Source organism: Streptomyces sp. GB4-14, assembly GCF_022696125.1.
Classification (GTDB): Bacteria; Actinomycetota; Actinomycetes; order Streptomycetales; family Streptomycetaceae; genus Streptomyces; species Streptomyces werraensis.
On sequence record NZ_RZHO01000002.1, the window covers coordinates 1104186 to 1129925 of the forward strand.

The window sequence follows — 25740 nt, forward strand, 5'->3', positions numbered from 1 at the left end:
CGTGCCGGGCGCGCAGCCGCGTCCGAAGCGGCCGCGGGCTTAGCGTGACGTCATGCGTGTGCTGGTCACCGGCGGTGCCGGTTTCATCGGGTCCCATGTCGTCACGGCGTTGCGGACACGCGGTCACGAACCCGTCGTCTTCGACGTCCGCGCCGACCCGGCGGCGGACGTCCGCGCGCCGGACGCGGTGCGGGCGGCCCTCGACGGCGTGGACGCGGTCTGCCACCAGGCGGCCATGGTCGGCCTCGGCACCGGCTTCGCCGACGCGCCCGAGTACGTCTCCCGCAACGACCTCGGCACGGCCGTCCTGCTGGCCGCGACGGCCGACGCGGGCGTACGGCGGCTGGTGCTGGCCGGCTCGATGGTGGTGTACGGCGAGGGCCGCTACGAGTGTGCCGAGCACGGCGTCGTACGCCCGGGCCCGCGCGCCGAGAAGGACCTCGCGGCCGGACGCTTCGAACCCCCGTGCCCGGTGTGCGGGGCCGCCCTCGCCCCGGGACTGGTCACCGAGGACGCCCCCGCCGACCCGCGCAACGTGTACGCCGCGACCAAGCTGACGCAGGAACACCTGGCCGCGGCGTGGGCGCGCGCCACGGGCGGCTCGGCGGTGTCACTGCGGTACCACAACGTGTACGGCCCGGGCATGCCCCGGGACACCCCGTACGCCGGGGTCGCGTCCTTCTTCTGCTCCGCCCTGGCCCGCGGCGAGGCCCCACGCGTCTTCGAGGACGGCGGCCAGCGACGGGACTTCGTCCACGTCCGGGACGTGGCGTCGGCCAACGTGGCAGCCCTGGAAGCGGATCCGGCCGCCGGCGCCCTGACCCCGTACAACACGGGCAGCGGCACCCCGCACACGGTCGGCGAGATGGCCCACGCCCTGGCCGAGGCGCACGGCGGCCCGTCCCCGGTCGTCACCGGCGACTACCGCCTGGGCGACGTCCGCCACATCACAGCGGACTCCACCCGCCTGCGAACGGACCTGGGCTGGAAGCCGGAGGTCACCTTCGAGGAGGGAATGAGAGAGTTCGCAAGCGCCCCGTAGGTTCCTTCGGAGTTGCGGGACGAGCACGCCTCAAGGGGCGGGGAACTGCGCGACCAGCCCTCACCGGCCCGCGGTGAAGAACCCTCACCCCGCCGCGGGCAACGTCACCTCGAACCGACACCCACCTTCGACATTCCGCACGGCCGCCCTCCCCCGGTGCGCCTCCACGATCCCCCGCACAATGGCGAGCCCCAGCCCCGCACCCGCCGGAGGCGTCCTCGCATGGCTCCCCCGCCACCCCGTGTCGAACACCCGCGGCAGATCCTCCTCGGGAATCCCCCCGCACCCGTCCGTGACGGACAGCACCACCCCCTCCCCCGACCGCCGCGCGGACACCGCGACCGTGCCGTCCGCCGGCGTCCGCCGAATCGCGTTCACCAGGAGATTCCCCAGCACCCGGCTCATCTCCCGTCCGTCCACCTCCACCGGCACCGGCTCCACCCCGTCACCGACGAGCCGCACCCCGTGCTCACGAGCAAGCGGATCCGCCCCCGCGAGGGCGTCACCGACAAGGTCGTACACACTCATCCGGGCGGGAGACAGCGACAGCGCCCCCGCGTGGATCCGGGACAGTTCGAAAAGGTCGCCGACCATCTCGTTGAGCCGCTCCACCTCCGTACGGATCTGCCTGAGGTAGCGGTCGGGATCGGCGGCCACCCCGTCCTCCAGCGCCTCGGCCATGGCGCGCAGCCCGGCGAGCGGGGTCCGCAGGTCGTGCGAGATCCAGGCGACGAGCTCACGCCGCGAGGACTCCAGGGCCCGTTCCCGGTCCCGGGACTCCGCGAGCTTCGCGCTGGTGGCCTCCAGCTCCCGGCTCAGCGCGGCGAACTCGGCCGCGGCCGGCCCGTCCGGCGCGGCGAAGTCCCCACCGTCCCCGAACGACCGGGCCGCCATGGCGAGTTCACGGCTCCGTGCGACGACCCACCGCCCCAGCAGCAACGCGGTGACGAGCGAGACGACCGCGGCCATGGCCACGACGGTCGTCACCACACTCAGATCGTGCGCCGACAGGAACATCGCGCGGGCCACGGCCAGCGTCCCCGCCAGCATGGCCGCGACCGCGACGGCGGCGACGACCGCGAGGTGCGCGGTCAGCGACCGCCGGCGGATCAGCAGCAGAACGCCCGCGCCGAGCACCCCGGCCGTGGTGGCGCCGAGGAACGCGAACAGGGCGATGAGCGAAGCGTCGCGCACCTGCCTCACCCCTCCTCGGTCGTCGCGGGGTCGAAGCGGTAGCCGACGCCCCACACGGTGCGGATGAGCCGGGGCCGCGCCGGGTCGTCCTCGACCTTGCCGCGCAGCCGCCGCACATGGACCGTCACGGTGGAAAGGTCACCGAAGTCCCAGCCCCACACGTCCCGCATCAACTCCTCCCGCGCGAACGCCCTCCCGGGGTGGGCGAGGAAGAACGCGAGCAGGTCGAACTCCCGCACGGTCAACGCAAGTTCGGCCCCGTCCTTGAGAACCCTCCGGGCCTCGGGATCAACGGTGAGCCCGGCCGCCCGCAGCACGCCGGAGCCGTCGGCGGGCGGGTCCGCCACCGGCCGCACGCGCCGCAGCACGGACCCCACCCGCAGCACCAGCTCACGTGGGCTGAACGGCTTGGTGACGTAGTCGTCGGCCCCGACCTCCAGGCCCAGGATCCGGTCGTCCTCGTCGCCGCGCGCGGTGAGCATGATGACCGGCACCGGCCCCTGCCCGCGCATCCTGCGGCAGACCTCGAGGCCGTCCATGCCGGGCAGCATGAGGTCCAGGACGACCAGGTCGGGCCGGTGGGCGGCGGCGCGGGCGAGTGCGTCGGGGCCGTCGCCGGCCCGGTCGACGACGTACCCGGCGCGGTCGAGGTAGCCCGTGACGATCTCGGCGACGGTGGGGTCGTCGTCGACGACGAGGACCCGGGCTCCGGCCCCGCCGGCGGGTGGCTGTTCCATGCCGTCCAGCCTCGCATCCCGCGCGCGCGAACCGTCCGGGGCGGGAGCCGACGTCCGAGTTTCGTAAGGAGCCGATGCCCGGTATGCCCGTTTCGCGTTCGTAGGGTGAGAGCCGTGACCACCTCCCCCTCCTCCCCGGAACCACCGTCGGGCGGCCCGGCCCCGTCCGTGGACGTCGTCCTGCCGTGTCTCGACGAGGCCGCGGCGCTGCCGTGGGTGCTGCGGCGGATCCCGCCCGGCTGGCGGGCGCTCGTCGTGGACAACGGCTCCACGGACGGCTCCGGCCGCGTCGCCCGCGAGCTCGGCGCCACGGTCGTGCGCGAGGCACGGCGCGGATTCGGCGCCGCCTGCCACGCCGGACTGACCGCCGCCACGGCCGAGATCGTCTGCTTCTGCGACTGCGACGCCTCGCTGGACCCGTCGGACCTGGTGCCGTTCGTCGACGAGGTCCGCTCGGGCGCCGCCGACCTGGTGCTGGGCCGGCGCCGCCCGAAGGGGCGGGGCGCCTGGCCGCCGCACGCCCGCGCGGGCAACGCGGCCCTCTCCCTGCTGCTGCGCCGCCGAACCGGACTGCGGCTGCGCGACCTGGGCCCGCTGCGGGCCGCCCGGCGCGAGGAGCTGCTCGCGCTGGACCTGACCGACCGGCGCAGCGGCTACCCGCTGGAGATGGTGGTGCGCGCCGCCGACGCCGGCTGGCGGATCACCGAGCACGACGTGCCGTACACCCCGCGCACCGGCGCCTCCAAGGTGACCGGCACCTGGCGCGGCACCTACCAGGCCGTCCGGGACATGAGCCGGGTGCTCCAGGGGCCGCCCACACGCGAGGAGGTGACTCCGTGACCGCGCCGGAGGTGACGCTGCTGGTCATCGCGAAGGAGCCGCGGCCGGGACGGGTGAAGACCAGGCTGACCCCGCCGTTCACGCCGGAGGAGGCGGCGGCGCTCGCCGAGGCCGCGCTCGCCGACACCCTCGACGCGGTGGCGCGCACGCCCGCGCGGCGCCGGGTGCTGGTGCTGGACGGGGCGCCCGGGCCGTGGCTGCCGGCCGGCGTGGAGGTCGTGCCGCAGTGTGCGGGCGGTCTCGACGAGCGGCTGGCCGGCGCGTTCGCCGGCTGCGACGGGCCCGCCCTGCTCATCGGCATGGACACCCCGCAGGTCACGCCGGAGCTGCTGACGGTGGACTTCGCGGACTGCGACGCCTGGTTCGGCCCGGCCGTGGACGGCGGCTTCTGGGCGCTGGGCCTGGCCGACCCCGACCCGCACCTGCTGCGCGGGGTGCCCATGTCGACGCCCCGCACGGGAGCCGCACAACGGCGGCGGCTGGACGGCCTGCGGGTACGGGACCTGCCGCTGCTGCGGGACGTCGACACGGCCCGGGACGCCGCGGCCGTCGCGGACGCGGCGCCTGACGGACGGTTCGCCGCACGGCTGGCCCGGCTGACGGCGGCCCGCCGGTGAGCGGGGCACGCACGACGGCCACGCCCCCGCTCGGCCCCCAGCGCACCCCCGCCCGGCCGCTCCCGGCCGCCGGCCCCGCCTGGTCGGCCGACCCGTACACCGACGCCCTGCGCACCGGCCGGGGCCCGCTGTTCCTGCGCCGCGCCGACGGCCGGCTGCTGCCGCTGGACGTGGAACGCTGGTGCGCGGAGCCGGACCCGGCCGACCTCGAGGTGCTGGGGCGCTGCGAGGGCGCGGTGCTGGACGTGGGCTGCGGACCCGGCCGGCTGGTGACCGCGCTCGGCGGGCAAGGGCGCCGGGCGCTCGGCATCGACGTCAGCGAGGCCGCGGTGGCGCGGACCGTCCGGCGCGGCGGACGGGCGCTGCGGGCCTCGGTGTTCGATCCGCTGCCCGGCACCGGACGCTGGGACACGGCGCTGCTGATGGACGGAAACATCGGCATCGGCGGCGACCCGCACGCGCTGCTGCACAGGATGGCGCGCGTCCTGAGGACGGGCGGGCTGCTGCTCGCCGAGACGGTCCCGTACCCGGACGTCGACGAACGCGTCACCGTGCGGGTCACCGGCCCCCACGACAGCCCGGGCGCTCCCTTCCCCTGGGCCCGCCTCGGCACCCCGGCGCTGCTGCGCTGCGCGCGGGCGTGCGGCTGGCGCGTGGCGGACCGGTGGTCCACGGACGGCCGCGCCTTCGTCGCCCTCCGGGCGCCCGCGACGGGACACGCCGGCTGACGGCACGCCGGAGGGCGGGCCGCTCGCTGCGGCTCCCGCCCTCCGGCGCACGCGGGTCCGCCGGCCCCTTCGCGGCGGGCGGCTCCCCCGCCCTCACGTCCGACGCCTCCGCGCCCTCATTCCGCCGCCTCCGGCCGCCTCCTCCCCGCCCGCACCGCGAACAGCACCGCCGACCCTGCGAACAGCGCCGCCGTGATCAGGAGCCAGCGGGCCGCGAAGCCGTCGGCGGAGAGGGCGGTGACGGCCGCGTACCGCTCCGACACCCGGCCGGAGATCAGCGGGAACCACACCAGGAGCAGCAGCCCGGAGAGGGCGGCCGGGACGCGGACGTGGTTCACCCAGGCCGTGCGGCCGGCCGTGACGGTGACCAGGGCACGGTCGGCCGCCGCGTACAGCGGCAGCAGCACCAGGTCGTGGACGAGCGCCGCGCCCACGAACCACACCGTGATCATCAGCCGGTCGCCGTCGAGCAGCCGCACGCCCGCGTACGCGCACAGGGCCAACGAGCACAGCAGCACCAGCAGTCGGAAAGGGCTGCCCGGCACGGGCCGGGGCATGCGCTGGGCCACGGGACCTCTCCTCACAGCTCGCCGAAGGTCAGCCGCGTGACCCACTTGGTGTTGAGCACGCCGGGCGCGGCCGGGACGATGACGCGGGCCGGGTGGCCGTGGTCCGGGGTCAGGTCCGCGCCGTTGACGGACAGGGCCAGCAGGGAGCGCCCGTCGGCGACCTGACCGGCGCTCAGGGCGGCGTGCCGCCAGGTGCCGCGCAGTTGCAGCGACTCCACGAACACGTCGGCCGGTTCGTCGTACCCCACCAGCGCGGCGAGGTCCCGCAGCCGTACGCCCCGCCACGCCTGGTCTGAGGTGGACCAGCCCTCGACGCAGGCGATGGGCAGGTCCGCGTCGTGCTGGTCCATGGCGAGCAGGTCGGCCCTGCTCAGCCGTACGGCGCCGGTGCGGCCGGTGACGGTCAGCCGCCAGGCCTCCTCGGTGGTGTCGTCGGAGCGGATCCCGGCGTACTCGGCCGTCTTGTTGACCTGGAAGGCGCCAGGCCCGCTGCCCGGTTCGGACCCGCCGTGCGGGGTGAGGACGGCGGTGTGGCGCAGCGGTCCGTCGAAGCTGCGCCCGGCGGAGGTGGCGACGAGCAGCAGTGAGCCCCCGCCGACCAGGCCGAGCGCGCCGCGCCGGGACACGGTCGGCGGGTCGGGCCGCGTCGCGGTCAGTTCCTCGTCCGGCTCCTCGTCCTCCCCGCGCCGCACGCGCCGCAGGGTCCGGAAGGCGGCCGGCGCCTTGAGCACCACGTGCGCGAGGAACGCCCCGAAGAAGACCCACGCGCCGTAGAAGTGCAGCGGGTAGAACGAGCCCGGGAAGACGTAGTCCAGCTGGATGTTGAGGATGCCGGTGACGAACTGGAACAGCGCGCCGCCGACCAGCAGGATCAGCGAGATCCGCTCCAGCGCGTGGGTGACGGAGCGGGCCGGCGGCAGGGTGAACAGCTTCGGCACGACCGACCACAGCTTGGCCAGCAGTACCGGGACGAGCCCCAGGCCGAGGGTGACGTGGACGCCCTGGGTGAGCCGGTAGAGCCACGGCGGGTCGGTGGGCCAGGAGAACAGGTAGAAGCCGAGGATCCCCTTGCCGGGGGTGCGGTCGTTCACCGGCGACAGATCCGGGTTGTACGCCGCGTACGACACCAGGCCCGTCACGAACAGGACGGTGATGCCGGCGAGCAGCACCACGCCGAGCACCGAGGTGAACCACGTGCCGCGCAGCGGGCTGCGCCAGAAGCCGGGCGAGAAGGGGCCGCGCGGGAGGCGGCCGGGGAGGGAGGACCGTGCCATGTGCCGACGGTAGGTCGGCGCGGCGCCCGGAAGGGGTCCGCAACCGGTGACGAAACGCTGACGTCGCCGCTCGTCAGCTGCTTGCCGCAGGCCGGGAGGCCTAGCGTGTGACGTCGTGAAGCGCACTCCTCCCCGCACGGGCCTCCCCGACCCGGCCGGCCGCGCCCGCGGGTCGCGGCGCGACGGGTACGCCGTCGCCGCCGCCGCGTCGCTGGTGCTGGCCGCCGCCCTGATCGGCACGTACCTGCAGAACCGCTACGGCACCCTCCGCGTCGGCCGGCCGCCCCTCGTGGGCGACTGGATGCCGCACGTCGGACCGGGCACCCCGGCCGCGTCGGCGGTCGCCGTGGCGGTCGTGGCGTACGGTCCTTCGCTCGCGGCGCGGCTGCCGTGGCGGCCGCTGCTGCTCGCCGTGTGGGGCGGGGCGCTCGCCTGGACGTGGTCGCTGGCCCTGGTCGACGGCTGGCAGCGGGGCGTCGCCGGACGACTGACCACCCGCCATGAGTACCTCCAGGTGGTCGACCGCTTCGGGGACGTCCCGGCGGCCCTGCGGGACTTCCACGCGCACATCCTCATCGGCGCCCCCGACAACTGGCCGGCGCACGTGGCCGGGCACCCGCCGGGCGCCACCCTCACCTTCGTGCTGCTGGACCGGATCGGGCTGGGCGGCGGGGCGTGGGCCGGGGCGTTCGTGATCACGGCCGGCACCACGGCGGCCGTCGCCGTCCTGGTCACCGTGCGACGGCTGGCCGGCGAGGATCTCGCCCGCCGGTCCGCGTCCTTCCTCGTCCTCGCCCCCGCGGCCGTCTGGATGGGCACCTCCGCCGACGGCTGGTTCGCGGCGGTCGCCGCCTGGGCGCTCGCCCTGCTGTCCCTCGCCGTCACCGGCTGCCGCCCGGGCTGGACGGGTCTCGGCGCCGGGCTGCTGTCCGGACTGACGGTGTACCTGTCGTACGGGCTCACCCTGATCGCGGTGACCGCGGCGGCCGTCCTGCTGCTGGGCACACGCCGGCTGCGGCCGCTGCTGTACGCGGCCGCCGGTTTCCTGGTGGCGCCGGCCGTGTTCACGGCGCTCGGCTTCGACTGGTGGGAGGCGTACCGGCTGCTGGTGACCCGCTACCACCAGGGCGCGGGCGGTGTCCGCCCGTACGGCTACTGGGTGTGGGCGAACCTGGCGTGCACGGTGCTGGTCGTGGGCCCCGCGACGGTGGCGGGGCTGCGCCGGGGCGGCGCGGAGCTGTGGAGATCGGGCCGTGCGGCCGTGCTCCGGGGTGCGGCGACCCGGCTCGCGCTGCTGGTGGGGTCCGCGCTCCTGGCGCTGCTGGTCGCGGATGTGTCCGGGATGAGCAAGGCGGAGACGGAGCGGATCTGGCTGCCGTTCGCCCTGTGGCTGCTGCCCGCCTGTTCCTTCCTGCCCGGTCCGCGCGGCTGGCTCGCCGGGCAGGCGGCACTGGCCCTGCTCCTCAACCACCTGGTGCTGACCGGGTGGTGAGGAGCGGGTTCGCAGGTCAGGACCCGGCGGGACGCAGCTTCAGCGAGATGCTGTTGATGCAGTACCGCTGGTCCGTGGGCGTCGGGTAGCCCTCGCCCTCGAAGACGTGCCCGAGGTGCGAGCCGCAGCGGGCGCAGCGCACCTCGGTGCGCACCATGCCGTGCGAGCGGTCCTCGACCAGCTCGACGGCGTCGGTGTCCTTCGGGTCGTAGAAGGACGGCCAGCCGCAGTGCGACTCGAACTTCGTGTCCGAGGTGAACAGCTCCGCGCCGCAGGCACGGCAGGAGTAGACGCCCTCGGTCCTGGTGTCGGTGTACTCACCGGTGAAGGCCGGTTCCGTCGCCGCCTGGCGCAGAACCGCGTATTCGGACGGCGACAGCTCCGCGCGCCACTGCTCGTCCGGCTTCTCCACGTCGTACGGCATGAGGTTCCAGCCCCTTAGTTCGACAGACGGTCCAGGATGCGCGGGCCGAGGTCGGTGACGTCGCCCGCTCCCATGGTGAGAACCAGATCGCCGGGCTCGGCCATTCCCGCGACCGCGGCGGGGACCTGCGCCGCGTCGTGGACGGCCGTCACGTCCGCGCCGGCCGCGCGGGCCGCCTCGATGATCAGCTCGCTGGTGACGCCGGGGACCGGGTCCTCACGGGCCGGGTAGATGTCGAGGACCAGCGAGGCGTCGGCGAGGGCGAGGGCGACGCCCATCTCCTTGCCGAGCTCGCGGGTGCGGGAGAACAGGTGGGGCTGGAAGACGACCAGGATGCGGGCGTCACCGGCGGCGGAGCGCATCGCCTCCAGGTCCGCGGTCATCTCGGTGGGGTGGTGCGCGTAGGAGTCGACGACCTGGACGCCGGCCGCCTCGCCCTTGAGCTGCAGGCGGCGCTTGACGCCGGTGTACGCGGCCAGCGCGGGGGCCAGTTCGGCGGCCGGGACGCCCAGCGCGACGCCCGCGGCGAGGGCGGCGACGGCGTTGTGCGCGTAGTGCTTGCCGGGCACCGACACGGTGAAGGTGAGCGGGGCGCCGTCCAGCTCGACGGTCACCTCGCTCTTCAGTCCCTGCGGGACGACCGACAGCACCCGCACGTCGGCGTCCGCGGACTCGCCGTACGTCACGGTCCGCACGGCGCCGTCCAGGCGGCGGGTCAGCTCGCGGGCGCCCTCGTGGTCGGCGGAGATCACCAGCGTGCCACCGGGGACGATCCGGCCGACGAACGTCTCGAAGGACTCGTGGATCTCCTCCATCGACGCGTAGTTCGCGTGGTGGTCCAGCTCCACGTTGAGGATGATCGCGACCTCGGGGGCGTACTTGTGGAAGCTGCGGTCGGACTCGTCGGCCTCGGCGACGAAGATCTCGCCCGTGCCGTGCAGCGCGTTGGAGCCGGGGGCGTCGAGGTCGCCGCCGATGGCGTACGACGGCTCGCGGCCCAGTTCGGTGAGGGCGACCGCCAGCATGGAGGTGGTGGTGGTCTTGCCGTGGGTGCCGGCCACCGCGATCGGGCGCAGGCCGTCCATCAGGGCGGCGAGGGCGTCGGAGCGGTGCACCACGGGGATGCCCAGCTCGGCGGCGCGCCGCAGCTCCGGGTTGTCCTCGCGGATCGCGGAGGAGACCACGACGCAGCTGGCGTCGTCGGCGAGGTGCGCGGCGGCGTGCCCGATGTGCACGGTGACGCCGAGGGCGCGCAGGGCCTCGGCGGTCGCCGAGTCCTTGGCGTCGCTGCCGGCCACCTTCGCGCCGCGCTGGGCGAGGATCTTGGCGATGCCCGACATCCCGGCGCCGCCGATGCCGATGAAGTGCGGTCGGTCCATGGCGGTGGGAAGGCCGGGTGCCATGCGTGTTCTCCCAGTGGTGCGACGAGCGGGACGACGTTCTTCGCGCCCTCGCGTGCCGAGCCGGGAGAGCGCGGCCCCAGCCTATGCCTTGCTGTGGGAGAAGAGTTTCAGCACCGGCACCCCGACCTTGTGGCGGGCCCGGGAGGCCCAGTCCCGGTGGAAGAACTCCTCCACGTAGTGCGGGTCGGTCAGGACGATCACCTCGTCCGCGCGCACCTCTTCGACGAGGTTCTTCAGCGCGTCCAGCGGGTGGTCCTCGACGAGACGGCCCTCGGCGGTGTCGCCGGTCGTGCGCAGCGCCTTCAGGGACACCTCGAGCGCCCGCTCCCCCATGCTCCGGGCCTCGTCGCCCTCGGGGGTCTCGCCCTCGCGGACGGCCTCGTCGAGTTCGCCCAGCGCGACGTCGTCGATGGCTCTCAGCAGCCGGTCGGCCTGTTCCCCGCGTGGCTGGAGCAGGACGTGGAAGGCGACCGGCTCGTCTCCGTGCAGGGTGGTGACGAACTCCACGTCGGCGGACGTCAGGGCCTTCTCGATCATCAGTACGCTTGTGAACACCAGGCGCCCCTTACTCCTCGGAGGACCCGCGAGCCCTCGCTGCTCCGTGGGCCGAGCCAGGCCCCCTCGGAGATCATCCTTCCCCGTGCGGGCGCGAGTACGGCCGGATTCAGTGTCGCCCGTCACCGCGCGGGACGGGCGGACGGTTCCGCCGATCGCCGGACCGGCGGCGGCTTCGGTCGTCGTACCGGTTGTCCTCCTTCCGGAGGTGTCGTGTCCGGCCGGGCCGGTCAGGTCCGGCGGTAGCGCGTGAACAGGAATCCGTCCTCTTCCAACATCGACGACAGCGTGAACCGCCGCGGAAGTGTCACTGAGGGACCACCGGCGATGCGCTGAGCGTCACCAGCTGTGAGCATCGGCGACACGGTGAGGCAGAGCTCGTCCAGCACGTCGGCGGCGATCAGCTGACCGAGCAGCCGGGGCCCGCCCTCGGTCAGCAGGCGGGTGTGCCCCAGCTCGGCGAGGGCGTGCACGGCCCGGCCGGGGTCCACCCCGGCGCCCTCCCCGGCGACGACCACGCGGGCGCCCGCCTTCTCCGCGGCGGCCACGCGCTCCGGGTCGGCGCCGGCGCCGGTGAGGACCAGGGTGCGCACCAGCGGCGAGGTGAACAGGGGCAGGGAGAAGTCGAGGTCCAGGCTCGCCGAGACCACCGCGATCGCGGGCGCCGGGCCCTGTCCCGCGGCCTCCCGGGCCGCGGCGAACTCGGCGCGGGCGCGGGCCGGGCGGTAGCCCTCCTGCCGTACCGTTTCCGCACCGACCACGACCGCGTCCGCGAGGGCCCGCAGCACGCCGAAGACCCGCATGTCGGCCGGGCAGGAGATGGGCTGCGAGCGGCCCTCGTGCTGGGCGGCGCCGTCGAGGGTGGAGACCATGTTGCCGCGCAGCCAGGGCGCGGCGCGCTCGGGACCGGGCTCCGGGTAGGCGTAGGCGGCGGCCAGCTCGGCCAGGCTCCACTCCCGGCCGGCCGCCCCGCCGGTGGCTGCCGTCTCGTCGGTCACATCGGTCACGGGGAACAGGCGTCGCATGTCAGGCAGTCTTCCACGCCCCGTACGATGGGGGACCGTGTCGTCCTCCGCAGCCTCCCGTCCCGGTCCCATAACCGACGTGGCCCCGCTCTCGCTGTGCGCCCGCGAGCCGCACGTCCCCGCGGACCGGCTCGTCGCCGAGATGGTGCCCCCGCCGCGGTTCGACGCCGTCCGCTTCGGTACGTACATCCCCGACCCGAACCAGCCGAGCCAGACCGAGGCCGTGCGCGTCCTCGAGGGCTTCGCGGCGGGTCTGGACGGGAAGCCGGGCGGGGAGTCGGGCCGGCGCCGGCTGTTCGGCTTCGGCAAGGCGCAGAAGAAGGCCCCGTCCGGGCCGCGCGGCGTCTACCTGGACGGCGGCTACGGCGTCGGCAAGACGCACCTGCTGGCCTCCCTGTGGCACGCCACCCCGGCCGAGCCGGCGCTGAAGGCCTTCGGCACGTTCGTCGAGCTGACCAACCTGGTGGGCGCGCTGGGCTTCCAGCAGACCGTGAAGACGCTCTCCGGGCACCGGCTGCTGTGCATCGACGAGTTCGAGCTGGACGACCCGGGCGACACCGTGCTGGTCTCCACCCTGCTCGGCAAGCTGGTCGAGGCGGGCGTCGCGCTCGCCGCCACCTCCAACACGCTGCCGGGCAAGCTCGGCGAGGGCCGGTTCGCGGCGGCGGACTTCCTGCGCGAGATCCAGGGCCTGTCGGCGCACTTCCGGGCCCTGCGGATCGACGGCGAGGACTACCGGCACCGGGGCCTGCCCGAGGCTCCGCCGCCGTACTCCGACGAGGTGGTGACCCGGGTGGCCCACGCCACCGAGGGCGCGTCGCTGGACGCCTTCCCCGACCTGCTCGACCATCTCGCCCGGGTGCACCCGAGCCGCTACGGCGCCCTCACCGACGGCATCGGCGCGGTGTGCCTCACCGGGGTGCGGCCGGTGCCGGACCAGTCGACCGCGCTGCGGCTCGTCGTCCTCGCGGACCGGCTGTACGACCGGGAGGTGCCGGTGCTGGCGTCGGGGCTGCCGTTCGACCAGCTCTTCAGCGAGGAGATGCTGAAGGGCGGCTACCGCAAGAAGTACTTCCGCGCGATCTCCCGTCTCACCGCTCTGGCCAGGGACGCCAAGAGGCTCGCCGGCACCGTCTGACCCGGGCGGCACACACCTTGGGACAGGTGTTCGACACCTGAACGGGCCATCGGCGGGCACGGAAGTGATCGCGCCAACCCACGTGTCCTTTTCGGGCTGAGTGCGGCGCAGTCCGTCGATGAGACGGTGCAAACGGCCACGCGGGGGTTAACGTGTTTCTTGACCAACCGTTGACCATGAGCTTACCTGTGGCGCCGGATGCGAACCACCGTGTCAGGTACGGGTGTTACGAGGTCGGGCGACTGATGGCCGCACTTCCGGGCCTTGCCGTCGCTTTACCTCGGCCATCCGCTGCCGCGACTTCGCGGCCTTCGCATCCGCGCACACGGTCCGTCACACCGCGGGCCAGTGATCAGCGTGCCGGTCCTCGTCGTGCCCGTCCGACGCGTCCCCACACGCGCCAGGAGGAAACAGATGCACCGCCCTTTCGTCGACCACCCCCACTCGCCCGGCCGGCACCCTGAACCGTCCGCCCGCCGCGCCGGGACACCCTTCCCCGGCGCCGTACCGCCCTCCGCCGCCACCGAGCGCGCCGCCGTCCGCGCGTGCCGGACCCGGTGAGGGCGAGCGTGCTCCGCTTCCCCCATCTGCGGCAGGACGTCGCCGCCTCCCTCGTGGTGTTCCTCGTCGCCGTCCCGCTGTGCGTCGGCGTCGCCGTCGCCTCCGGGGCCCCCGCCGAACTCGGCCTCGTCACCGGCATCGTGGGCGGCCTGGTCACCGGTCTGCTGCCGGGCAGCAGCCTCCAGGTGTCCGGCCCGGCGGCCGGACTCACCGTGCTGGTCTACCAGGCGGTGGACTCCTACGGGCTTCCCGCGCTGGGCGTGATCGTGCTCGCCGCCGGGCTGCTCCAGCTCGCCATGGGGGCGCTGCGGCTCGGCCGCTGGTTCCGGGCGATGTCGTTGTCGGTGATCGAGGGCATGCTGGCCGGCATCGGCCTGGTCCTCATCGCCGGCCAGCTCTACTCCGCCGCCGGGCTCGAGGCGCCCGCCGGAGGCGTCGACAAGATCCTCGGGTTGCCCGGGGCCGCCGCGGACGCGCTGGCCGGGCGGGAGACGCTCGCCTCGCTGGCGGTGGGCGCGGGCACGGTCGTGGTGATGGTGCTGTGGCGGCGGCTGCCCGGACCGGCCGGGGCCGTGCCGGGCGCGCTCGCCGCGGTGCTGCTGGCGACCGCGGTCACCGCGGCGTTCGCCGTGCCGGTCGCCACGGTCGAGGTGCGGGGGCTGCTCGAGTCCGTCCAGCCGCCCGGCCCCGACGCCTTCGGTGTCCTCACGGACGTGGGCGTGCTGGGCACGATCGTCGCCTTCGCCCTCATCGCCTCCGCGGAGAGCCTGTTCAGCGCGGCGGCCGTGGACCGGCTGCACACCGGCCCGCGCACCCGCTACAACCAGGAGCTGATCGCGCAGGGCGCGGGCAACACGGTCTGCGGGCTGCTCGGCGCGCTGCCCATGACCGCGGTCATCGTGCGCAGCTCGGCCAACGTCCAGGCGGGCGCGCGGACCAAGGCGTCCCGGGTGCTGCACGGGGTGTGGCTGCTGCTGTTCGCCGCGCTGCTGCCGTCCGTGCTCGCCCTCGTCCCACTGCCCGCGCTGGCCGGCATCCTCATCCACGCCGGCTGGAAGCTGATCCCCTTCCGGGGGCTGGTCACACTGTGGCGCGGCCAGCGGGGCGAGGCGCTGATCCTGGTCGCGACGGCCGTGTCCATCGTCGCGGTGAACATGTTCGAGGGCGTGCTGATCGGGCTGGCCCTGTCGGTGGTGAAGACGGCCTGGGAGTCCTCGAAGGTCAAACTGGAGGTCATGGACAAGGGCGCGGGCCCTGTCCAGGTCCACCTCTCCGGCAACGCCACGTTCCTGCGCCTGCCGAAGATCCTGGACACCCTGGAGTCCCTGCCCGAGGACCGCCCGGTCGAACTCGACCTCACCGCCCTCCACCACCTGGACCACGCCTGCAGCACGGCACTGAGCCACTGGGCGGAGCGCCACAGCGGGGCGGACACACCGCCGGTGCGGCTGACGACGCGGTGAGGCGGCCCCGGGAGCGGGGCCTCCCCGCCCCGGGGCCGGCGCCCGGTGCCACCGGGGCCGGAAGGACCACCTGGGTCCACGAGGCCGGGCCCGGTTCGCGGGACACGGGCGGCTTGCGTGGTTCACGGGATCGGCGGCAGGTGATAGACACGGCGGGGTCACAGTTCCTGTCCGCCAGCAGGAAGGTTTCCCCATGTCAGAAAACGGGTCCCCCCACGGCTCCACGGCAACCACCCGGCGCCAGATGCTCGCCCGTTCCGGCGCCGTCGGCGTCGGCATCGCCTTCACCGGCGCCCTCTCCGAACTGTTCACCGACAGCGCCGCCGCCCAGAACCTCGGCCACTACGGCTACGGCGACCTGGTCCCCGACCCCGACGGACTGCTCGACCTGCCCAAGGGTTTCCGCTACACCGTGCTCTCCAAGGAGGGCGACCAGCTCCGCTCCGGTGAGGGCCCCGTCCCCTCCAACCACGACGGCATGGCTGCCTTCGCCGGCCGGCAGGGCCGCACCCACCTGGTCCGCAACCACGAGAACCGCGCCACCGGCAGAGTCCCGGTCCCGGTGATCGACGGCCTGACGTACGACCCGCAGGGCAAGGGCGGGTGTACCGCGCTCACCCTCGACCGGAGCGGCCGTGTGGTCGACGAACGGGTGGCGATCGCCGGTACGGCCGTCAACTGCGCGGGCGGACCCACCCCGTGGAAGACATGGCTCACCTGCGAGGAGACCGAGGACAAGGCGGGCACCAACGGCTACACCAAGGACCACGGCTTCATCTTCGAGGTGGACGGCGCCGACCCGCGCCGCACCGGCGCCGTGCCGCTGACCGCGATGGGCCGCTTCCAGCACGAGGCGATCGCGGTCGATCCGCGGCGGGGCGTGGTCTACGAGACCGAGGACGCCTTCGAGCACCCCTTCGGCCTCTTCTACCGTTTCCTGCCGAAGAAGCCGCTCGGCGGCACGGGTTCGCTGCGCGCGGGCGGCAAGCTCCAGGCGATGCGGGTGCCCGGTGTGCCGGACCTGTCCTCGATCCAGGAGATCGGCGCCCGTTTCGACGACATCGAGTGGGTGGACGTCCCCGACCCGCTGGCCGTCGAAACGCCCATCCGTTTCCAGGACTTCGGCCCGAAGGGCATCACCCACGCGCAGAAGCTCGAGGGCTGCTACTGGGGCGGCAGCTCCGTGTACTTCGTGTCGTCCTTCGCCCACAGCTCCGAGGGTTCGGCCGCCGACCACTACGGCCAGATCTGGCGCTACGACCCCGGCCGGCGCCGGCTCACCCTGGTGATCGTCTTCGGCCCGGACACCGACATCCAGCTGCCCGGCGAGTCCCCGGACAACATCTGCCTCGCGCCCAGCGGCGGTCTGATGGTGTGTGAGGACGGGGGCGGCGCCCAGCACGTCTTCGGCGTCACCCGGCGCGGCGAGGTCTATCCGATGGCCCGCAACCGCCAGAACACGGGTACGGCCGAGGACCCCGAGTGGGGCGAGTTCGCCGGCGTCACGTTCTCCCCGGACGGCAGGACGATGTACGTCAACGTCTACGACCCGGGCACGACGTTCGCCGTGACCGGACCCTGGCGCCGGTAGGACCGGGGGGCGGGCGCGTGCCGCGCCCGCCCCCTTTCCCCCTCAGCCCTCCAGCAGCGCGTCCATCTGGCCGACGGCCTGGCTCATGCCCTCGACCATGCCCATCTCGGCCAGCCGCTCCATCTGCTCCCGGGTGTCGAACACGGACCGCAGTTCCATGCGCGTGCCGTCCTCGTGCCCCGAAAGCGTCATCCGGACCGTGGTGACCGGCATCTCCGGGTCCGGCTTCCCGTCCTGGTCGGCGAAACCGTCGGTGAACTCCAGCGACGTCGGCGGCGCGACCGACGAGATCCGCCACCAGCCGCCGTACTTCTCGCCCTCCGGCCCGGTCATGTGGTACCTCACGCCGCCGCCGGGGGTGAGGTCGTGCTCCTCGACGGTCGCCGGGAATCCGGGCGGGCCCCACCAGCGCTCCAGCAGCCGCGGGTCGGCCCACAGCTGCCAGACCCGCTCCACCGGTGCGGTGAAGTCCGCGACGAGGGTGAGCGTGAGGGTGTCGACGTCCTTGTCGACACGGATGACAGTCATCCGTCCGGTCCTTTCCTGTCGCTTCCTGCGGCCTCCTGCCGCTTCCGTACGCGGGCCTCAGCCGGTGTCCGAGCCGTCCTCCCCGCCCTCCTCGGAGAGCAGTCCGGTCATCCGGTCCACCCGGGCCCGCCAGGCCGACTCCAGCGCGTCGAGCGCCTGCCGTGCGCGGGCCACCGCGTCGCGGTCGGTGCGTACGAGCTGCTCCCTTCCGCGCCGCTCCTTGGTGACCAGCCCCGCCCGCTCCAGCACCGTGACGTGTTTCTGCACCGCGGCGAAGCTCATCGGGTACGCGGCGGCCAGCCGTGACACGGACAGCTCACCGCGGACACAGCGACGCAGCATGTCGCGCCGCGTCGCGTCGGCCAGCGCGTGGAACAGCCGGTCCACGGCCCGGTCGGCCTCACCCGTCCCATCTACAACCATTTGGTTGTACGTTACGCCCGCGCACGCCCGCCGGCAACAGCACGGCTCCCGTTCCGTCCGCCGTGAAGCCCTCGCGCCGGGGTACCCGCCCCCGCATGACGGAGAAGCAGCACTCGGGTGACTCGTACTGGCTGAACACCGCGCCCGGCGGGGAGCGCCGCCCCGCACTGGCCGACGACCTGGACGTCGACGTGGCGGTGATCGGCGGCGGCATCGCCGGTCTGTGCACGGCGTGGGAGCTGGCCAGGGCGGGGCGCAGCGTCGCCGTGCTCGAGGCGGGCCGGCTCGCGGCGGGCGTCACCGGACACACCACCGCAAAGGTCACCGCGCTGCACTCGCTGGTCTACGACAGGCTGCGCCGCACCCGCGGCAGCGAGGGCGCGCGCCTGTACGCCCGGTCGCAGGCGGAGGCGATCGAGCGGACGGCCGGAGTGGTGGAGGAGCTGGGCGTCGAGTGCGAGTGGGAGCGGCGCGGCTCGTACACGTACGTGACGGACGCGGACCGGGTGGACGAGGTGCGCGCGGAGGCGCGGGCCGCGCGGGAGGCGGGCCTGCCCGCGTCGTTCGTGACGGAGACGGGGCTGCCGTTCCCGGTGGCGGGGGCGGTGGAGGTGCCGGACCAGGCGCAGTTCCATCCGCGCAAGTACCTGCTGGCGATCGCGGACGACATCGAGTCGCACGGCGGGCGGCTGTACGAGGACACGACGGTACTGGGCCTGGAGGAGGGCGAGCCCTGCCGGCTGTCGACGTCGACCGGGGCGTCCGTGACGGCCCGGGACGTCGTGGTCGCCACGCACTACCCGGTCTTCGACCGCGCGCTGCTGTTCACCCGCCTCTCCCCGCGCCGCGAGCTGGTCGTCGCGGGACCGGTGCCGGCGGAGCTGGACCCGGAGGGCATGTACATCACCCCCTACGGCGGCTCCCGCTCGGTGCGCACCGCGCCCTACGGCGACGACGCGTCCCGCCGGCTGCTGGTGGTCACCGGTGAGCACTTCACACCGGGCACCGGCGACACCCGCGCCCGCTTCGACCGGCTGGCGCAGTGGGCGCGCCGGCACTTCCCGGGCGTGGAGCTGACGCACTTCTGGGCCACTCAGGACAACGACCCCACCGACACGGTGCCGCTGGTCGGGCCGCTGCACCAGGGCGCCGAGCACACGTACGTGGCCACCGGCTTCGGCGGCTGGGGCATGAGCGGCGGCATGATGGCGGGCCGGCTGCTGACCGCGCTGATCACGGGCGGGGAGTGCGCGTGGGCCGGGCTCTACGACCCTCGGCGCGTGGCCTCGGCCGTGCGGGAGGCGCCGGCCTTCCTCAAGCACCAGGCGCACGTTGCCAAGCACTTCGTCGGGGACCGGCTGCGCCCGTCACCCCCGGTGGAGGCGCTGCCGCCGGGCGAGGGCGCGGTGGTGCGCACGGACAACGGCCGTCTGGCGGTGTACCGCGACCACGCCGGCACCCTGCACGCGGTGTCCGCCCGCTGCACCCACATGGGGTGCCTGGTCGACTTCAACGCGGCCGAGCGGGCCTGGGAGTGCCCGTGCCACGGTTCCCGCTTCGACACGGACGGGAACGTCGTCCAGGGGCCGGCGACGAAGCCCCTGGAGCGGCGGGACATCTGAGCCGGGCCGCCGGTCGGAGGGGGCGGGCCCCCCTCCGACCGGCGGCCCGCCCCTCCGACCGGGTGAGCGCGCCGCCGCCCCCGCCCGAGCCGCGACGCTCACCGCCGACCGCCGCCCTACTGTCATACGGTGATCACACTTTCACGTCGTGTTATCGCCGTCTGCGCCCTCGCCGCCGCCCTCACCGCGTGCGGCTCCTCCGCCGGTCCCGCCGCGCGCCCTCCGGCCCCCGCGCCCTCCCCCGCCGCCCCGTCGGCGCCGCCCACGCTCGCCGCGGGTCCCGCGGGCCTCACCCCGGTCTTCGAGCACGGCCCCCGGGACGCCGGGAGGACCGTCGCCCTCACCTTTGACGCCGACATGACCGCCGACCAGGGCCCGCGGGCCGCGGCGGGCGAGCGCTTCGACCACCCGCGACTGATCGAGACGCTCCGGGAGCTGCACGTGCCGGCGACGGTGTTCATGACCGGCCGGTGGGCCGAGGAGTACCCGGACCAGGCCCGCGCCATCGGCCGTGACCCGCTCTTCGAGGTCGCCAACCACTCGTACAGCCACTACGCCTTCACCGGCGACTGCTACGGCCTGCCCGCGGTGGCCGAGGAGCGGATGCGGGCCGACGTGGAGCGGGCGTACCAGGCGTTCCGCACGGTGGGCGTGCCCGCTCCGATGCCGTACTTCCGCTTCCCGGGCGGCTGTTACGACCGGCGCGCCCTCAAGGCGCTCACCCCGGCCGGCGTCACGGCCGTGCAGTGGGACGTCGTCGGCGGCGACGCCTTCGCCACCGACCCGGACGCGGTGGCCCGGCAGGTGCTGGACGGGGTGCGGCCCGGCTCGGTGGTGGTGCTGCACTGCACCCGCAGCGCCGCCCCGGCCACGGAGGAGGCCGTACGGAAGGCCGTCCCGGAGCTGCGCCGCCAGGGCTACCGCTTCGTCAAGGTCTCCGAGCTGATCGGCGCGGCGAACGGACGCGGCTGACCGTCCTACGCTGGAGGCATGAGCGACGACGTGACCGACCGCGACTACTGCCTCGTCGGCACGGACCGCCCGCCGAAGGCGGACGGCCCGCCCTACGCGGCGTGCGTCCTGTGCCAGGAGCCCACGGAGTACCCGGAGTCGTACAAGGGCATCACGCTGTGCCCGGTCTGCGAATGGCGCGAGGCCGAGCGCACCTCCTGCTCCGGCTGACCGCCCGCCTCCCCGCCGTACGCGCCGTGCCGGTCCGCGCCGCGGAGGGCGACCAGGCGGGAGGGCGGTCACCTGATCGGTGTCCGCACGCTGCCGCTACCGCCGCCCCGATTCCGCACGCGCCGACCGGAACGCCTCGGAGACCGTCTCCGCGGCGCCGGACAGGATGCCCTTGGCCGCCCCCTTGGAACCCGACTCGCGCATCTTGCCGGGGAGTTCGGTCAGCCCGACCGGCTTGCGCGGACCGGACTCCAGGTCCAGCCGGTTGCACGCCTCGGCGAAGCGCAGATAGGTGTCGACGCTCGCCACCACGATGCGAATGTCGATCTTGAGTATCTCGATCCCGACCAGCGACACCCGTACGAACGCGTCGATCACCAGCCCTCGGTCGAGGATCAGCTCCAGTACGTCGTAGAGGCCACTGGAGCCTCCTCCGCCACGCTGCGGCACCGCCTGAGTCATCGCGCATCAGCCCCTTCCCCGTACCCTGGTGCCCCCTCGGAGCCCCTTGATGTCCGCCGGCGCCGCCCGGCACCGTCCCCGTCCCGCTTGGCACACTGGGCGGGTGAACGACGACCGGACGACACCCGCCCCCGACAGTCCCTTCCGACCCGACCCGGGTGACCGCGACGCGGCGCCGCAGTTCGTGCTGCCGCTGGTGGTCCGCATCGAGCGCGGCTCACCGCCCGCGCGGACGGACGCGCTGGAGACGGCGGCCCGCGCGGTGCTGGTGATGCTGACCGACGAGCGGTCGGTGGGCGACGGCGAGTGGGCGCAGGCGATGCGCGACTGGCAGGACGCCCGGATCCGCAAGGTGGTGCGGCGGGCGCGCGGCGCGGAGTGGCGGCGCGCGGAGGCGCTCCCCGGGATCACCGTGACCGGGAAGTCGGCGGAGGTGCGCGTCTTTCCGCCGGTGCCGCTGGACGGCTGGCCCAAGGACCTGGCCCGGCTCCAGGTGTCCGGCACCGACCTCGACGACCCCGACCCGGTGCCGCCGGCGGACCCCGGCGTCCCCACGCTCTGGATGAACCCGGAGCTGGAGATGTCCGCCGGCAAGGCGATGGCCCAGGCCGGGCACGGCGCCCAACTCGCCTGGTGGGAACTGCCGGACGCGGCCCGCGCGGCCTGGCGCGCGGCCGGCTTCCCGCTCGCCGTGCGCACCGCCGACCCCGCCGACTGGCCCGCGCTGACCGGCGGCGGCCTGCCGACGGTGCGCGACGCGGGCTTCACGGAGATCGCCCCCGGCTCGTGCACCGTGGTGGCGGACCACCCGGCGCTGCGCTGACCCGGGGCGTCCCCCGGATGGGTTGTGCGGCCGTGCGGCTGCCGTCGGCCCGCCGGAGGCTGGGCGCATGCCGACACGACGTACGACAGCCGCTGCCCTGCTGTCCGGCGCCGTCCTGCTCTCCGCCTCCCTGGCCGCCTGCGGCCCGGCCGGCGAGGGCGGGGCCGGAGGCGGAGGCGGCGAGGAGGACGACCGCGGACGGATATGGGCGCAGTCCCTGAACTGGAAGGACTGCCCCGCACCGTCCCCCCTGCAAGGCGGAGGAGAGGCGCCAGAGCCGTTGCCGGACGGCACCCGCTGGCAGTGCGCCACCATGCGGGCGCCGCTGGACTGGGACAGACCCGGCGGTGAGACCGTCGACGTCGCCCTGATCCGGGCGGCGTCCCGCGCGGACGCCGCCGACCGCATCGGCTCGCTGCTGTTCAACTTCGGCGGGCCCGGCGAGTCCGGCGTGGCCACCCTGCCCGCCCTCGCCCCCGACTACGAACAACTCCGGTCCCGCTACGACCTGGTGAGCTTCGACCCGCGCGGGGTCGGCGCGAGCGCCGGGGTCACCTGCCTGGACGCCGAGGCGGCGCAGGCGATGACCGAGCAGGACGACACCCCCGACGACGGCGACGACGAGGTGACCGCCCTGCTCCAGGCGCGGCAGCGGTACGCGGACGCCTGCGCACGCAAGTCGGGCCGCGTGCTGCCGCACGTGGGCACCGAGGACGCCGCTCGCGACATGGACCTGCTGCGCCACCTGCTCGGCGACGACAAGCTGCACTACTTCGGGATCTCGTACGGCACCGAACTCGGCGGCGTCTACGCCCACTTGTTCCCCCGGCACGTGGGCCGTGCCGTCCTGGACGGCGTCGTCGACCCGACGCTGGACCGGATGGAGGGGGCGCTCGCGCAGGCGGGCGGGTTCCAACTGGCCTTCGACCACTTCGCCCAGTGGTGCGTGGACACCGGCTGCGCGCTCGGCGACACCCCGGAGGAGATCACACGGCTCGTCATGGAGCTGGAGGAGACGCTGGACGACGAGCCGCTGGCCGTCGACGGGGAGAGGGTGCTGACCGGCTCCCAGCTCGTGGACGCCGTCGTCCGGGCGCTCTACCTGAAGACCGCCTGGCCCGCGCTGGAGGTGGGCCTGCAACTCGTCGCCGCCGACGAGGGCGAGACCCTGCTCGGCCTCGCGGACGCCCTCGGCGGCCGTCACGCCGGCGGCTGGAGCGACCAGCAGGACGCCCAGGCCGCCGTCACCTGCGCCGACCGCAGCGACCGCTACACCGTGGACGACGTGCTGGAACGGAGCGCCGCGTTCGAGAAGGCCTCCCCCCTCTTCGGCGACAGCATGGTGTGGGGCGCTCTGGAGTGCACCGGCTGGCCGGTGCGGGGCAAGGCCGAGCATCCGGACGTGAGCGCGCCCGGCGCGCAGCCGATCCTGCTCGTCGGCAACACCGGCGACCCGGCGACGCCGTACGAGGGCGCCGCGCGGATGGCGGAGCGGCTCGGCAAGGGCGTCGGCGTGGAACTCACCTACGAGGGCGAGGGCCACGGCGCATACCACTCCGGCAACACCTGTGTGCGCACGGCCGTGAACGCCTACCTGCTGGACGGCACGGTGCCGGCGGCGGGGACCGTGTGCGAGCGGGAGCCGCTCCAGGGCAAGGAGTGACGCGGCTGCCGTAGGGCGGAAGCCGGCCCGGTGGGTCCGCGGGACGCGGACCCACCGGGCCGGCCGCGTCATGCGCGCACGACTCTTGCCGTGTTCATGGCGGACGGTGTACCAATGAGGCGCGGAACTTGAATGTTGTTCATGTTTTGTTCGCCGGGGGCCGACCGACCCTGAGGAGCAGCGTATGACCGCGGAACGTCCTCCCTCGCGCAGCCGCCGGACCGTCCTGAAGGCGGGCGCTGTCACCGGCCTGGGCCTCGCGGGCGCGCACCTGGTTCCGCCGGGCGCCGCGGCCGCCGCCGCGGGAGGCGGCGGCGGGTATCTCGTCGGCCGGGGCATCTCCGACGCGACGGGTGAGGTCGCCGAGGTCGGCATGATGGGGTACGGGCGTTTCGACCAGCAGGCGGCGGGGCTCCACACCCGTTTGCGGGCGCGAGCGTTCGTCGTGGCCGAGCAGACGAGCGGGCGCCGCGTGCTGCTGATCGTCGCCGACTCCCCCATGATCTTCGAGAGCGTGCACCGGGCGGTGCTACGGCGGCTGGGGCAGGCGTACGGCGATCTGTACACGGCGCGGAACGTCCTCGTCACCGCCACCCACACCCACGCGGGCCCCGGTGGCTACTCGCACCATCTCCTGTACAACACCACGACGTTCGGCTTCCACGAGGCGACCTTCGAGGCGGTGGCGGACGGTCTGTTCGAGGCGGCGCGCAACGCGCACGAGGACCTTGCCCCGTCCGAACTGCTGCTCAGCCACGGCACGCTGACCGGCGCCAGCGTCAACCGCTCACGGACCGCCTTCGACCGCAACCCGAAGGCCGACCGGGACCACTTCCCGGACGGCGTGGACACCCTGACCACCCTGCTGAGGGTCGAGCGGGAGGGCCGCACGGTCGGGGCGGTCAACTGGTTCCCGGTGCACGGCACCAGCATGTCCGGCGACAACCGGCTGATCAGCGCCGACAACAAGGGCTACGCCGCCTACCACTGGGAGCGCGAGGTCCACGGCGTGGACTATCTCGCCGACGGCGCCCCGGAGTTCGTGTCGGCGTTCGCCCAGACCAACAGCGGCGACATGTCGCCCAACCTGGACCTGGTGCCGCCCACGACGCCCGCCGACTTCGAGGCCACCCGCGTCAGCGGGCTGCGGCAGTACGAGGCGGCCGCGGCGCAGGCGGAGAAGCCGGGCACGCGGCTGTCCGGGCCGGTCGACTCACGGCTCGTGTACGTCGACCTCTCCGACGTCACCGTGCGCCCGGAGTTCACCGGCGACGGCAGGACCCACCGCACGTCCAAGCCGTGCGTCGGCGCGGCGATGGCGGCGGGCAGTCTGGAGGACGGGCCCGCCTTCCCCGGCTTCGACGAGGGCGACAACCCCTTCTGGGACGCCGTCTCGAACTCGGTCATCTACACGGTCTCCCCCGAGCTGAAGCAGGCACAGGCGCCGAAGGACGTCTTCGTGCCGATCGGGGAGATGAACCGGATCTACCCGTGGGTGCAGGAGCGGGTGCCGGTGATGCTGGTCCGCATCGGCGGCCTGTACCTCATCGGCATCCCCGGCGAGGTGACCGTCTGCGCGGGCCTGCGGCTGCGGCGCACGGTCGCCGGGATCGTCGGCGCGGACCTCGACGACGTCCTGGTCGCCGGGTACAGCAACTCCTACTTCCACTACGTGACCACGCCGGAGGAGTACGACGCCCAGCAGTACGAGGGCGGCAGCACCCTCTTCGGGCGCTGGCAGCTCCCCGCGCTCCAGCAGACCGCGGCCGACCTGGCGGTCTCCCTGCGCGACGGCACGGACCTGCCGCTCGGGCCCGAGCCGCCGGACCTGACCGGCAAGGCGCTCTCGCTCCAGCCCGGTGTGGTGCTGGACGCGCCGCCGCTGTTCCGGAGGTTCGGCGACGTGCTGGTGCCGCCGCGGGAGACCTACCGGACCGGGGAACGCGTCGAGGTCGTCTTCGCCGGCGCCCACCCGGGCAACGACCTGCACCGCGGCGACACGTATCTGCGGATCGAGCGGCGCGACTCCGGCGGCGCGTGGCGCGCCGTCGCCGACGACGGCGACTGGGCGACCCGCTTCCACTGGGCGCGCGACGGCGTCGCCGCGTCCAAGGTGACCATCACCTGGGACATCCCCCGGGGCACCCCCTCGGGCACCTATCGCGTCGTCTACCGCGGCGACGCGAAGAGCCTGGGCGGGAAGATCTCGTCGATCGAGGGTGTGTCGACGGCGTTCCAGGTGCGGTGAGCGGTCCTCCCCCAACCTCAAATGTTCCTCTGAAGGCGGCCGGGGGACGGTTCGGGCGCCGCGCGCGGGGTCATATCCCCGGCACGTCCGGTGCGGACGGATCGGGGGCCGGGCGGGAACGCCGGGGTGAAGGAGG

General features: G+C 74.2%; 25 protein-coding genes. 14 read left to right on the forward strand and 11 right to left on the reverse strand.

The features are described from left to right. The first annotated feature begins 52 nt into the window (after positions 1-52). Positions 53-1042: an NAD-dependent epimerase/dehydratase family protein gene (locus ELQ39_RS06295; protein ID WP_242591299.1), complete on the forward strand. Its 990-nt coding sequence runs from the start codon at positions 53-55 to the stop codon at positions 1040-1042. Positions 1043-1126: 84 nt separating this feature from the next. Here ELQ39_RS06295 and ELQ39_RS06300 read toward each other — a convergent pair whose 3' ends face one another. Together ELQ39_RS06300 and ELQ39_RS06305 are read right to left on the reverse strand one after the other, a co-directional pair. Beyond that, a complete protein-coding gene (locus tag ELQ39_RS06300; RefSeq protein WP_242591300.1) occupies positions 1127-2236 on the reverse strand; it encodes a sensor histidine kinase in 1110 nt (369 codons plus the stop codon). A 5-nt stretch (positions 2237-2241) separates the two neighbouring features. Continuing rightward, on the reverse strand, positions 2242-2973 hold the full coding sequence (locus tag ELQ39_RS06305; RefSeq protein WP_225640259.1) for a response regulator transcription factor: 732 nt from the start codon (positions 2971-2973) through the stop codon (positions 2242-2244). Positions 2974-3078: 105 nt separating this feature from the next. Here ELQ39_RS06305 and ELQ39_RS06310 point away from each other — a divergent pair, with 105 nt between their 5' ends. The 3 genes from ELQ39_RS06310 to ELQ39_RS06320 are packed head-to-tail and all read left to right on the forward strand — an operon-like array spanning position 3079 to position 5158. Further along, positions 3079-3813 carry a glycosyltransferase family 2 protein gene (locus ELQ39_RS06310; protein WP_391671639.1) on the forward strand — a complete coding sequence of 245 codons (735 nt, stop codon included), beginning with the start codon at positions 3079-3081 and terminating at the stop codon, positions 3811-3813. Beyond that, on the forward strand, positions 3810-4430 hold the full coding sequence (locus tag ELQ39_RS06315) for a TIGR04282 family arsenosugar biosynthesis glycosyltransferase (RefSeq protein WP_242591301.1): 621 nt from the start codon (positions 3810-3812) through the stop codon (positions 4428-4430). Before ELQ39_RS06310 ends, ELQ39_RS06315 begins: the two co-directional genes overlap by 4 nt. Continuing rightward, positions 4427-5158: a class I SAM-dependent methyltransferase gene (locus tag ELQ39_RS06320; protein ID WP_242591302.1), complete on the forward strand. Its 732-nt coding sequence runs from the start codon at positions 4427-4429 to the stop codon at positions 5156-5158. The genes ELQ39_RS06315 and ELQ39_RS06320 overlap by 4 nt, the downstream gene beginning before the upstream one ends. Before the next feature lie 116 nt (positions 5159-5274). Here the strand turns inward: ELQ39_RS06320 and ELQ39_RS06325 are convergent, their stop codons facing one another. Then, complete coding sequence (locus ELQ39_RS06325; RefSeq protein ID WP_242595554.1) at positions 5275-5715, reverse strand: hypothetical protein; 441 nt, start codon at positions 5713-5715, stop codon at positions 5275-5277. A 23-nt stretch (positions 5716-5738) separates the two neighbouring features. After that, positions 5739-7001, reverse strand: a complete 1263-nt coding sequence (locus ELQ39_RS06330; protein WP_225625119.1) for a molybdopterin-dependent oxidoreductase — start codon at positions 6999-7001, stop codon at positions 5739-5741. Between the two features lie 115 nt (positions 7002-7116). On the opposite strand from ELQ39_RS06330, the gene ELQ39_RS06335 reads away from it, so the two are divergent. Beyond that, positions 7117-8493 (forward strand): hypothetical protein, encoded by a 1377-nt coding sequence (locus tag ELQ39_RS06335; RefSeq protein WP_242591303.1) that lies wholly within the window; start codon positions 7117-7119, stop codon positions 8491-8493. A 16-nt stretch (positions 8494-8509) separates the two neighbouring features. Here the strand turns inward: ELQ39_RS06335 and msrB are convergent, their stop codons facing one another. The 4 genes from msrB to ELQ39_RS06355 form a co-directional block, all read right to left on the reverse strand. Beyond that, positions 8510-8917 (reverse strand): peptide-methionine (R)-S-oxide reductase MsrB, encoded by a 408-nt coding sequence (msrB, locus tag ELQ39_RS06340; RefSeq protein ID WP_019523432.1) that lies wholly within the window; start codon positions 8915-8917, stop codon positions 8510-8512. Positions 8918-8931: 14 nt separating this feature from the next. Continuing rightward, positions 8932-10320, reverse strand: coding sequence for a UDP-N-acetylmuramate--L-alanine ligase (gene murC / locus ELQ39_RS06345; protein ID WP_225625117.1), 1389 nt, complete (start codon positions 10318-10320; stop codon positions 8932-8934). Positions 10321-10401: 81 nt separating this feature from the next. Further along, positions 10402-10875, reverse strand: coding sequence for an indole-3-glycerol phosphate synthase (locus ELQ39_RS06350; protein ID WP_242591304.1), 474 nt, complete (start codon positions 10873-10875; stop codon positions 10402-10404). Positions 10876-11105: 230 nt separating this feature from the next. Then, positions 11106-11900, reverse strand: coding sequence for a pyrimidine reductase family protein (locus tag ELQ39_RS06355; protein ID WP_242591305.1), 795 nt, complete (start codon positions 11898-11900; stop codon positions 11106-11108). On the opposite strand from ELQ39_RS06355, the gene zapE reads away from it, so the two are divergent. The 3 genes from zapE to ELQ39_RS06370 all read left to right on the forward strand — a co-directional run bounded on the left by zapE (position 11899) and on the right by ELQ39_RS06370 (position 16653). Next, the gene (gene zapE, locus ELQ39_RS06360) at positions 11899-13038 is read left to right on the forward strand and encodes a cell division protein ZapE (protein WP_225640265.1); all 1140 of its coding nucleotides are present in this window, start codon (positions 11899-11901) and stop codon (positions 13036-13038) included. The genes ELQ39_RS06355 and zapE overlap by 2 nt on opposite strands. A gap of 569 nt (positions 13039-13607) precedes the next feature. After that, positions 13608-15062, forward strand: a complete 1455-nt coding sequence (locus ELQ39_RS06365) for a SulP family inorganic anion transporter (RefSeq protein WP_242591307.1) — start codon at positions 13608-13610, stop codon at positions 15060-15062. 193 nt (positions 15063-15255) lie between these two features. Beyond that, positions 15256-16653: a PhoX family protein gene (locus tag ELQ39_RS06370; protein WP_242591308.1), complete on the forward strand. Its 1398-nt coding sequence runs from the start codon at positions 15256-15258 to the stop codon at positions 16651-16653. A 42-nt stretch (positions 16654-16695) separates the two neighbouring features. Here the strand turns inward: ELQ39_RS06370 and ELQ39_RS06375 are convergent, their stop codons facing one another. Next, positions 16696-17181 carry an SRPBCC family protein gene (locus tag ELQ39_RS06375; RefSeq protein WP_242591309.1) on the reverse strand — a complete coding sequence of 162 codons (486 nt, stop codon included), beginning with the start codon at positions 17179-17181 and terminating at the stop codon, positions 16696-16698. Positions 17182-17238: 57 nt separating this feature from the next. Then, positions 17239-17604 (reverse strand): ArsR/SmtB family transcription factor, encoded by a 366-nt coding sequence (locus tag ELQ39_RS06380; protein WP_190001261.1) that lies wholly within the window; start codon positions 17602-17604, stop codon positions 17239-17241. 95 nt (positions 17605-17699) lie between these two features. Between ELQ39_RS06380 and ELQ39_RS06385 the strand changes: the two genes are divergently transcribed. The 3 genes from ELQ39_RS06385 to ELQ39_RS06395 all read left to right on the forward strand — a co-directional run bounded on the left by ELQ39_RS06385 (position 17700) and on the right by ELQ39_RS06395 (position 20408). Further along, a complete protein-coding gene (locus ELQ39_RS06385; protein WP_242591310.1) occupies positions 17700-19226 on the forward strand; it encodes an FAD-dependent oxidoreductase in 1527 nt (508 codons plus the stop codon). A 129-nt stretch (positions 19227-19355) separates the two neighbouring features. Next, positions 19356-20198: a polysaccharide deacetylase family protein gene (locus ELQ39_RS06390; protein ID WP_242591311.1), complete on the forward strand. Its 843-nt coding sequence runs from the start codon at positions 19356-19358 to the stop codon at positions 20196-20198. An 18-nt stretch (positions 20199-20216) separates the two neighbouring features. After that, on the forward strand, positions 20217-20408 hold the full coding sequence (locus ELQ39_RS06395) for a hypothetical protein (RefSeq protein ID WP_242591312.1): 192 nt from the start codon (positions 20217-20219) through the stop codon (positions 20406-20408). Positions 20409-20504: 96 nt separating this feature from the next. Here ELQ39_RS06395 and ELQ39_RS06400 read toward each other — a convergent pair whose 3' ends face one another. Beyond that, complete coding sequence (locus tag ELQ39_RS06400; protein WP_190001257.1) at positions 20505-20870, reverse strand: gas vesicle structural protein GvpA; 366 nt, start codon at positions 20868-20870, stop codon at positions 20505-20507. Between the two features lie 103 nt (positions 20871-20973). On the opposite strand from ELQ39_RS06400, the gene ELQ39_RS06405 reads away from it, so the two are divergent. The 3 genes from ELQ39_RS06405 to ELQ39_RS06415 all read left to right on the forward strand — a co-directional run bounded on the left by ELQ39_RS06405 (position 20974) and on the right by ELQ39_RS06415 (position 25604). Continuing rightward, positions 20974-21693 (forward strand): peptidyl-tRNA hydrolase, encoded by a 720-nt coding sequence (locus ELQ39_RS06405; RefSeq protein WP_242591313.1) that lies wholly within the window; start codon positions 20974-20976, stop codon positions 21691-21693. A gap of 67 nt (positions 21694-21760) precedes the next feature. Next, positions 21761-23356, forward strand: coding sequence for an alpha/beta hydrolase (locus ELQ39_RS06410; RefSeq protein WP_242591314.1), 1596 nt, complete (start codon positions 21761-21763; stop codon positions 23354-23356). Between the two features lie 184 nt (positions 23357-23540). Beyond that, positions 23541-25604 (forward strand): neutral/alkaline non-lysosomal ceramidase N-terminal domain-containing protein, encoded by a 2064-nt coding sequence (locus ELQ39_RS06415; RefSeq protein WP_242591315.1) that lies wholly within the window; start codon positions 23541-23543, stop codon positions 25602-25604. Positions 25605-25740 lie beyond the last annotated feature (136 nt).

Bases quoted from the DNA above. Each gene is read 5' to 3' on its own strand.
- murC (WP_225625117.1), bottom strand. From the start codon at position 10,320: ATGGCACCCGGCCTTCCCACCGCCATGGACCGACCGCACTTCATCGGC.
- ELQ39_RS06295 (WP_242591299.1), top strand. From the start codon at position 53: ATGCGTGTGCTGGTCACCGGCGGTGCCGGTTTCATCGGGTCCCATGTC.
- ELQ39_RS06355 (WP_242591305.1), bottom strand. From the start codon at position 11,900: ATGCGACGCCTGTTCCCCGTGACCGATGTGACCGACGAGACGGCAGCC.
- ELQ39_RS06370 (WP_242591308.1), top strand. From the start codon at position 15,256: ATGTCAGAAAACGGGTCCCCCCACGGCTCCACGGCAACCACCCGGCGC.
- ELQ39_RS06380 (WP_190001261.1), bottom strand. From the start codon at position 17,604: ATGGTTGTAGATGGGACGGGTGAGGCCGACCGGGCCGTGGACCGGCTG.
- ELQ39_RS06375 (WP_242591309.1), bottom strand. From the start codon at position 17,181: ATGACTGTCATCCGTGTCGACAAGGACGTCGACACCCTCACGCTCACC.
- ELQ39_RS06385 (WP_242591310.1), top strand. From the start codon at position 17,700: ATGACGGAGAAGCAGCACTCGGGTGACTCGTACTGGCTGAACACCGCG.
- ELQ39_RS06415 (WP_242591315.1), top strand. From the start codon at position 23,541: ATGACCGCGGAACGTCCTCCCTCGCGCAGCCGCCGGACCGTCCTGAAG.
- ELQ39_RS06400 (WP_190001257.1), bottom strand. From the start codon at position 20,870: ATGACTCAGGCGGTGCCGCAGCGTGGCGGAGGAGGCTCCAGTGGCCTC.
- ELQ39_RS06325 (WP_242595554.1), bottom strand. From the start codon at position 5,715: ATGCCCCGGCCCGTGCCGGGCAGCCCTTTCCGACTGCTGGTGCTGCTG.
- msrB (WP_019523432.1), bottom strand. From the start codon at position 8,917: ATGCCGTACGACGTGGAGAAGCCGGACGAGCAGTGGCGCGCGGAGCTG.
- ELQ39_RS06305 (WP_225640259.1), bottom strand. From the start codon at position 2,973: ATGGAACAGCCACCCGCCGGCGGGGCCGGAGCCCGGGTCCTCGTCGTC.
- zapE (WP_225640265.1), top strand. From the start codon at position 11,899: ATGTCAGGCAGTCTTCCACGCCCCGTACGATGGGGGACCGTGTCGTCC.
- ELQ39_RS06410 (WP_242591314.1), top strand. From the start codon at position 21,761: ATGCCGACACGACGTACGACAGCCGCTGCCCTGCTGTCCGGCGCCGTC.
- ELQ39_RS06395 (WP_242591312.1), top strand. From the start codon at position 20,217: ATGAGCGACGACGTGACCGACCGCGACTACTGCCTCGTCGGCACGGAC.
- ELQ39_RS06330 (WP_225625119.1), bottom strand. From the start codon at position 7,001: ATGGCACGGTCCTCCCTCCCCGGCCGCCTCCCGCGCGGCCCCTTCTCG.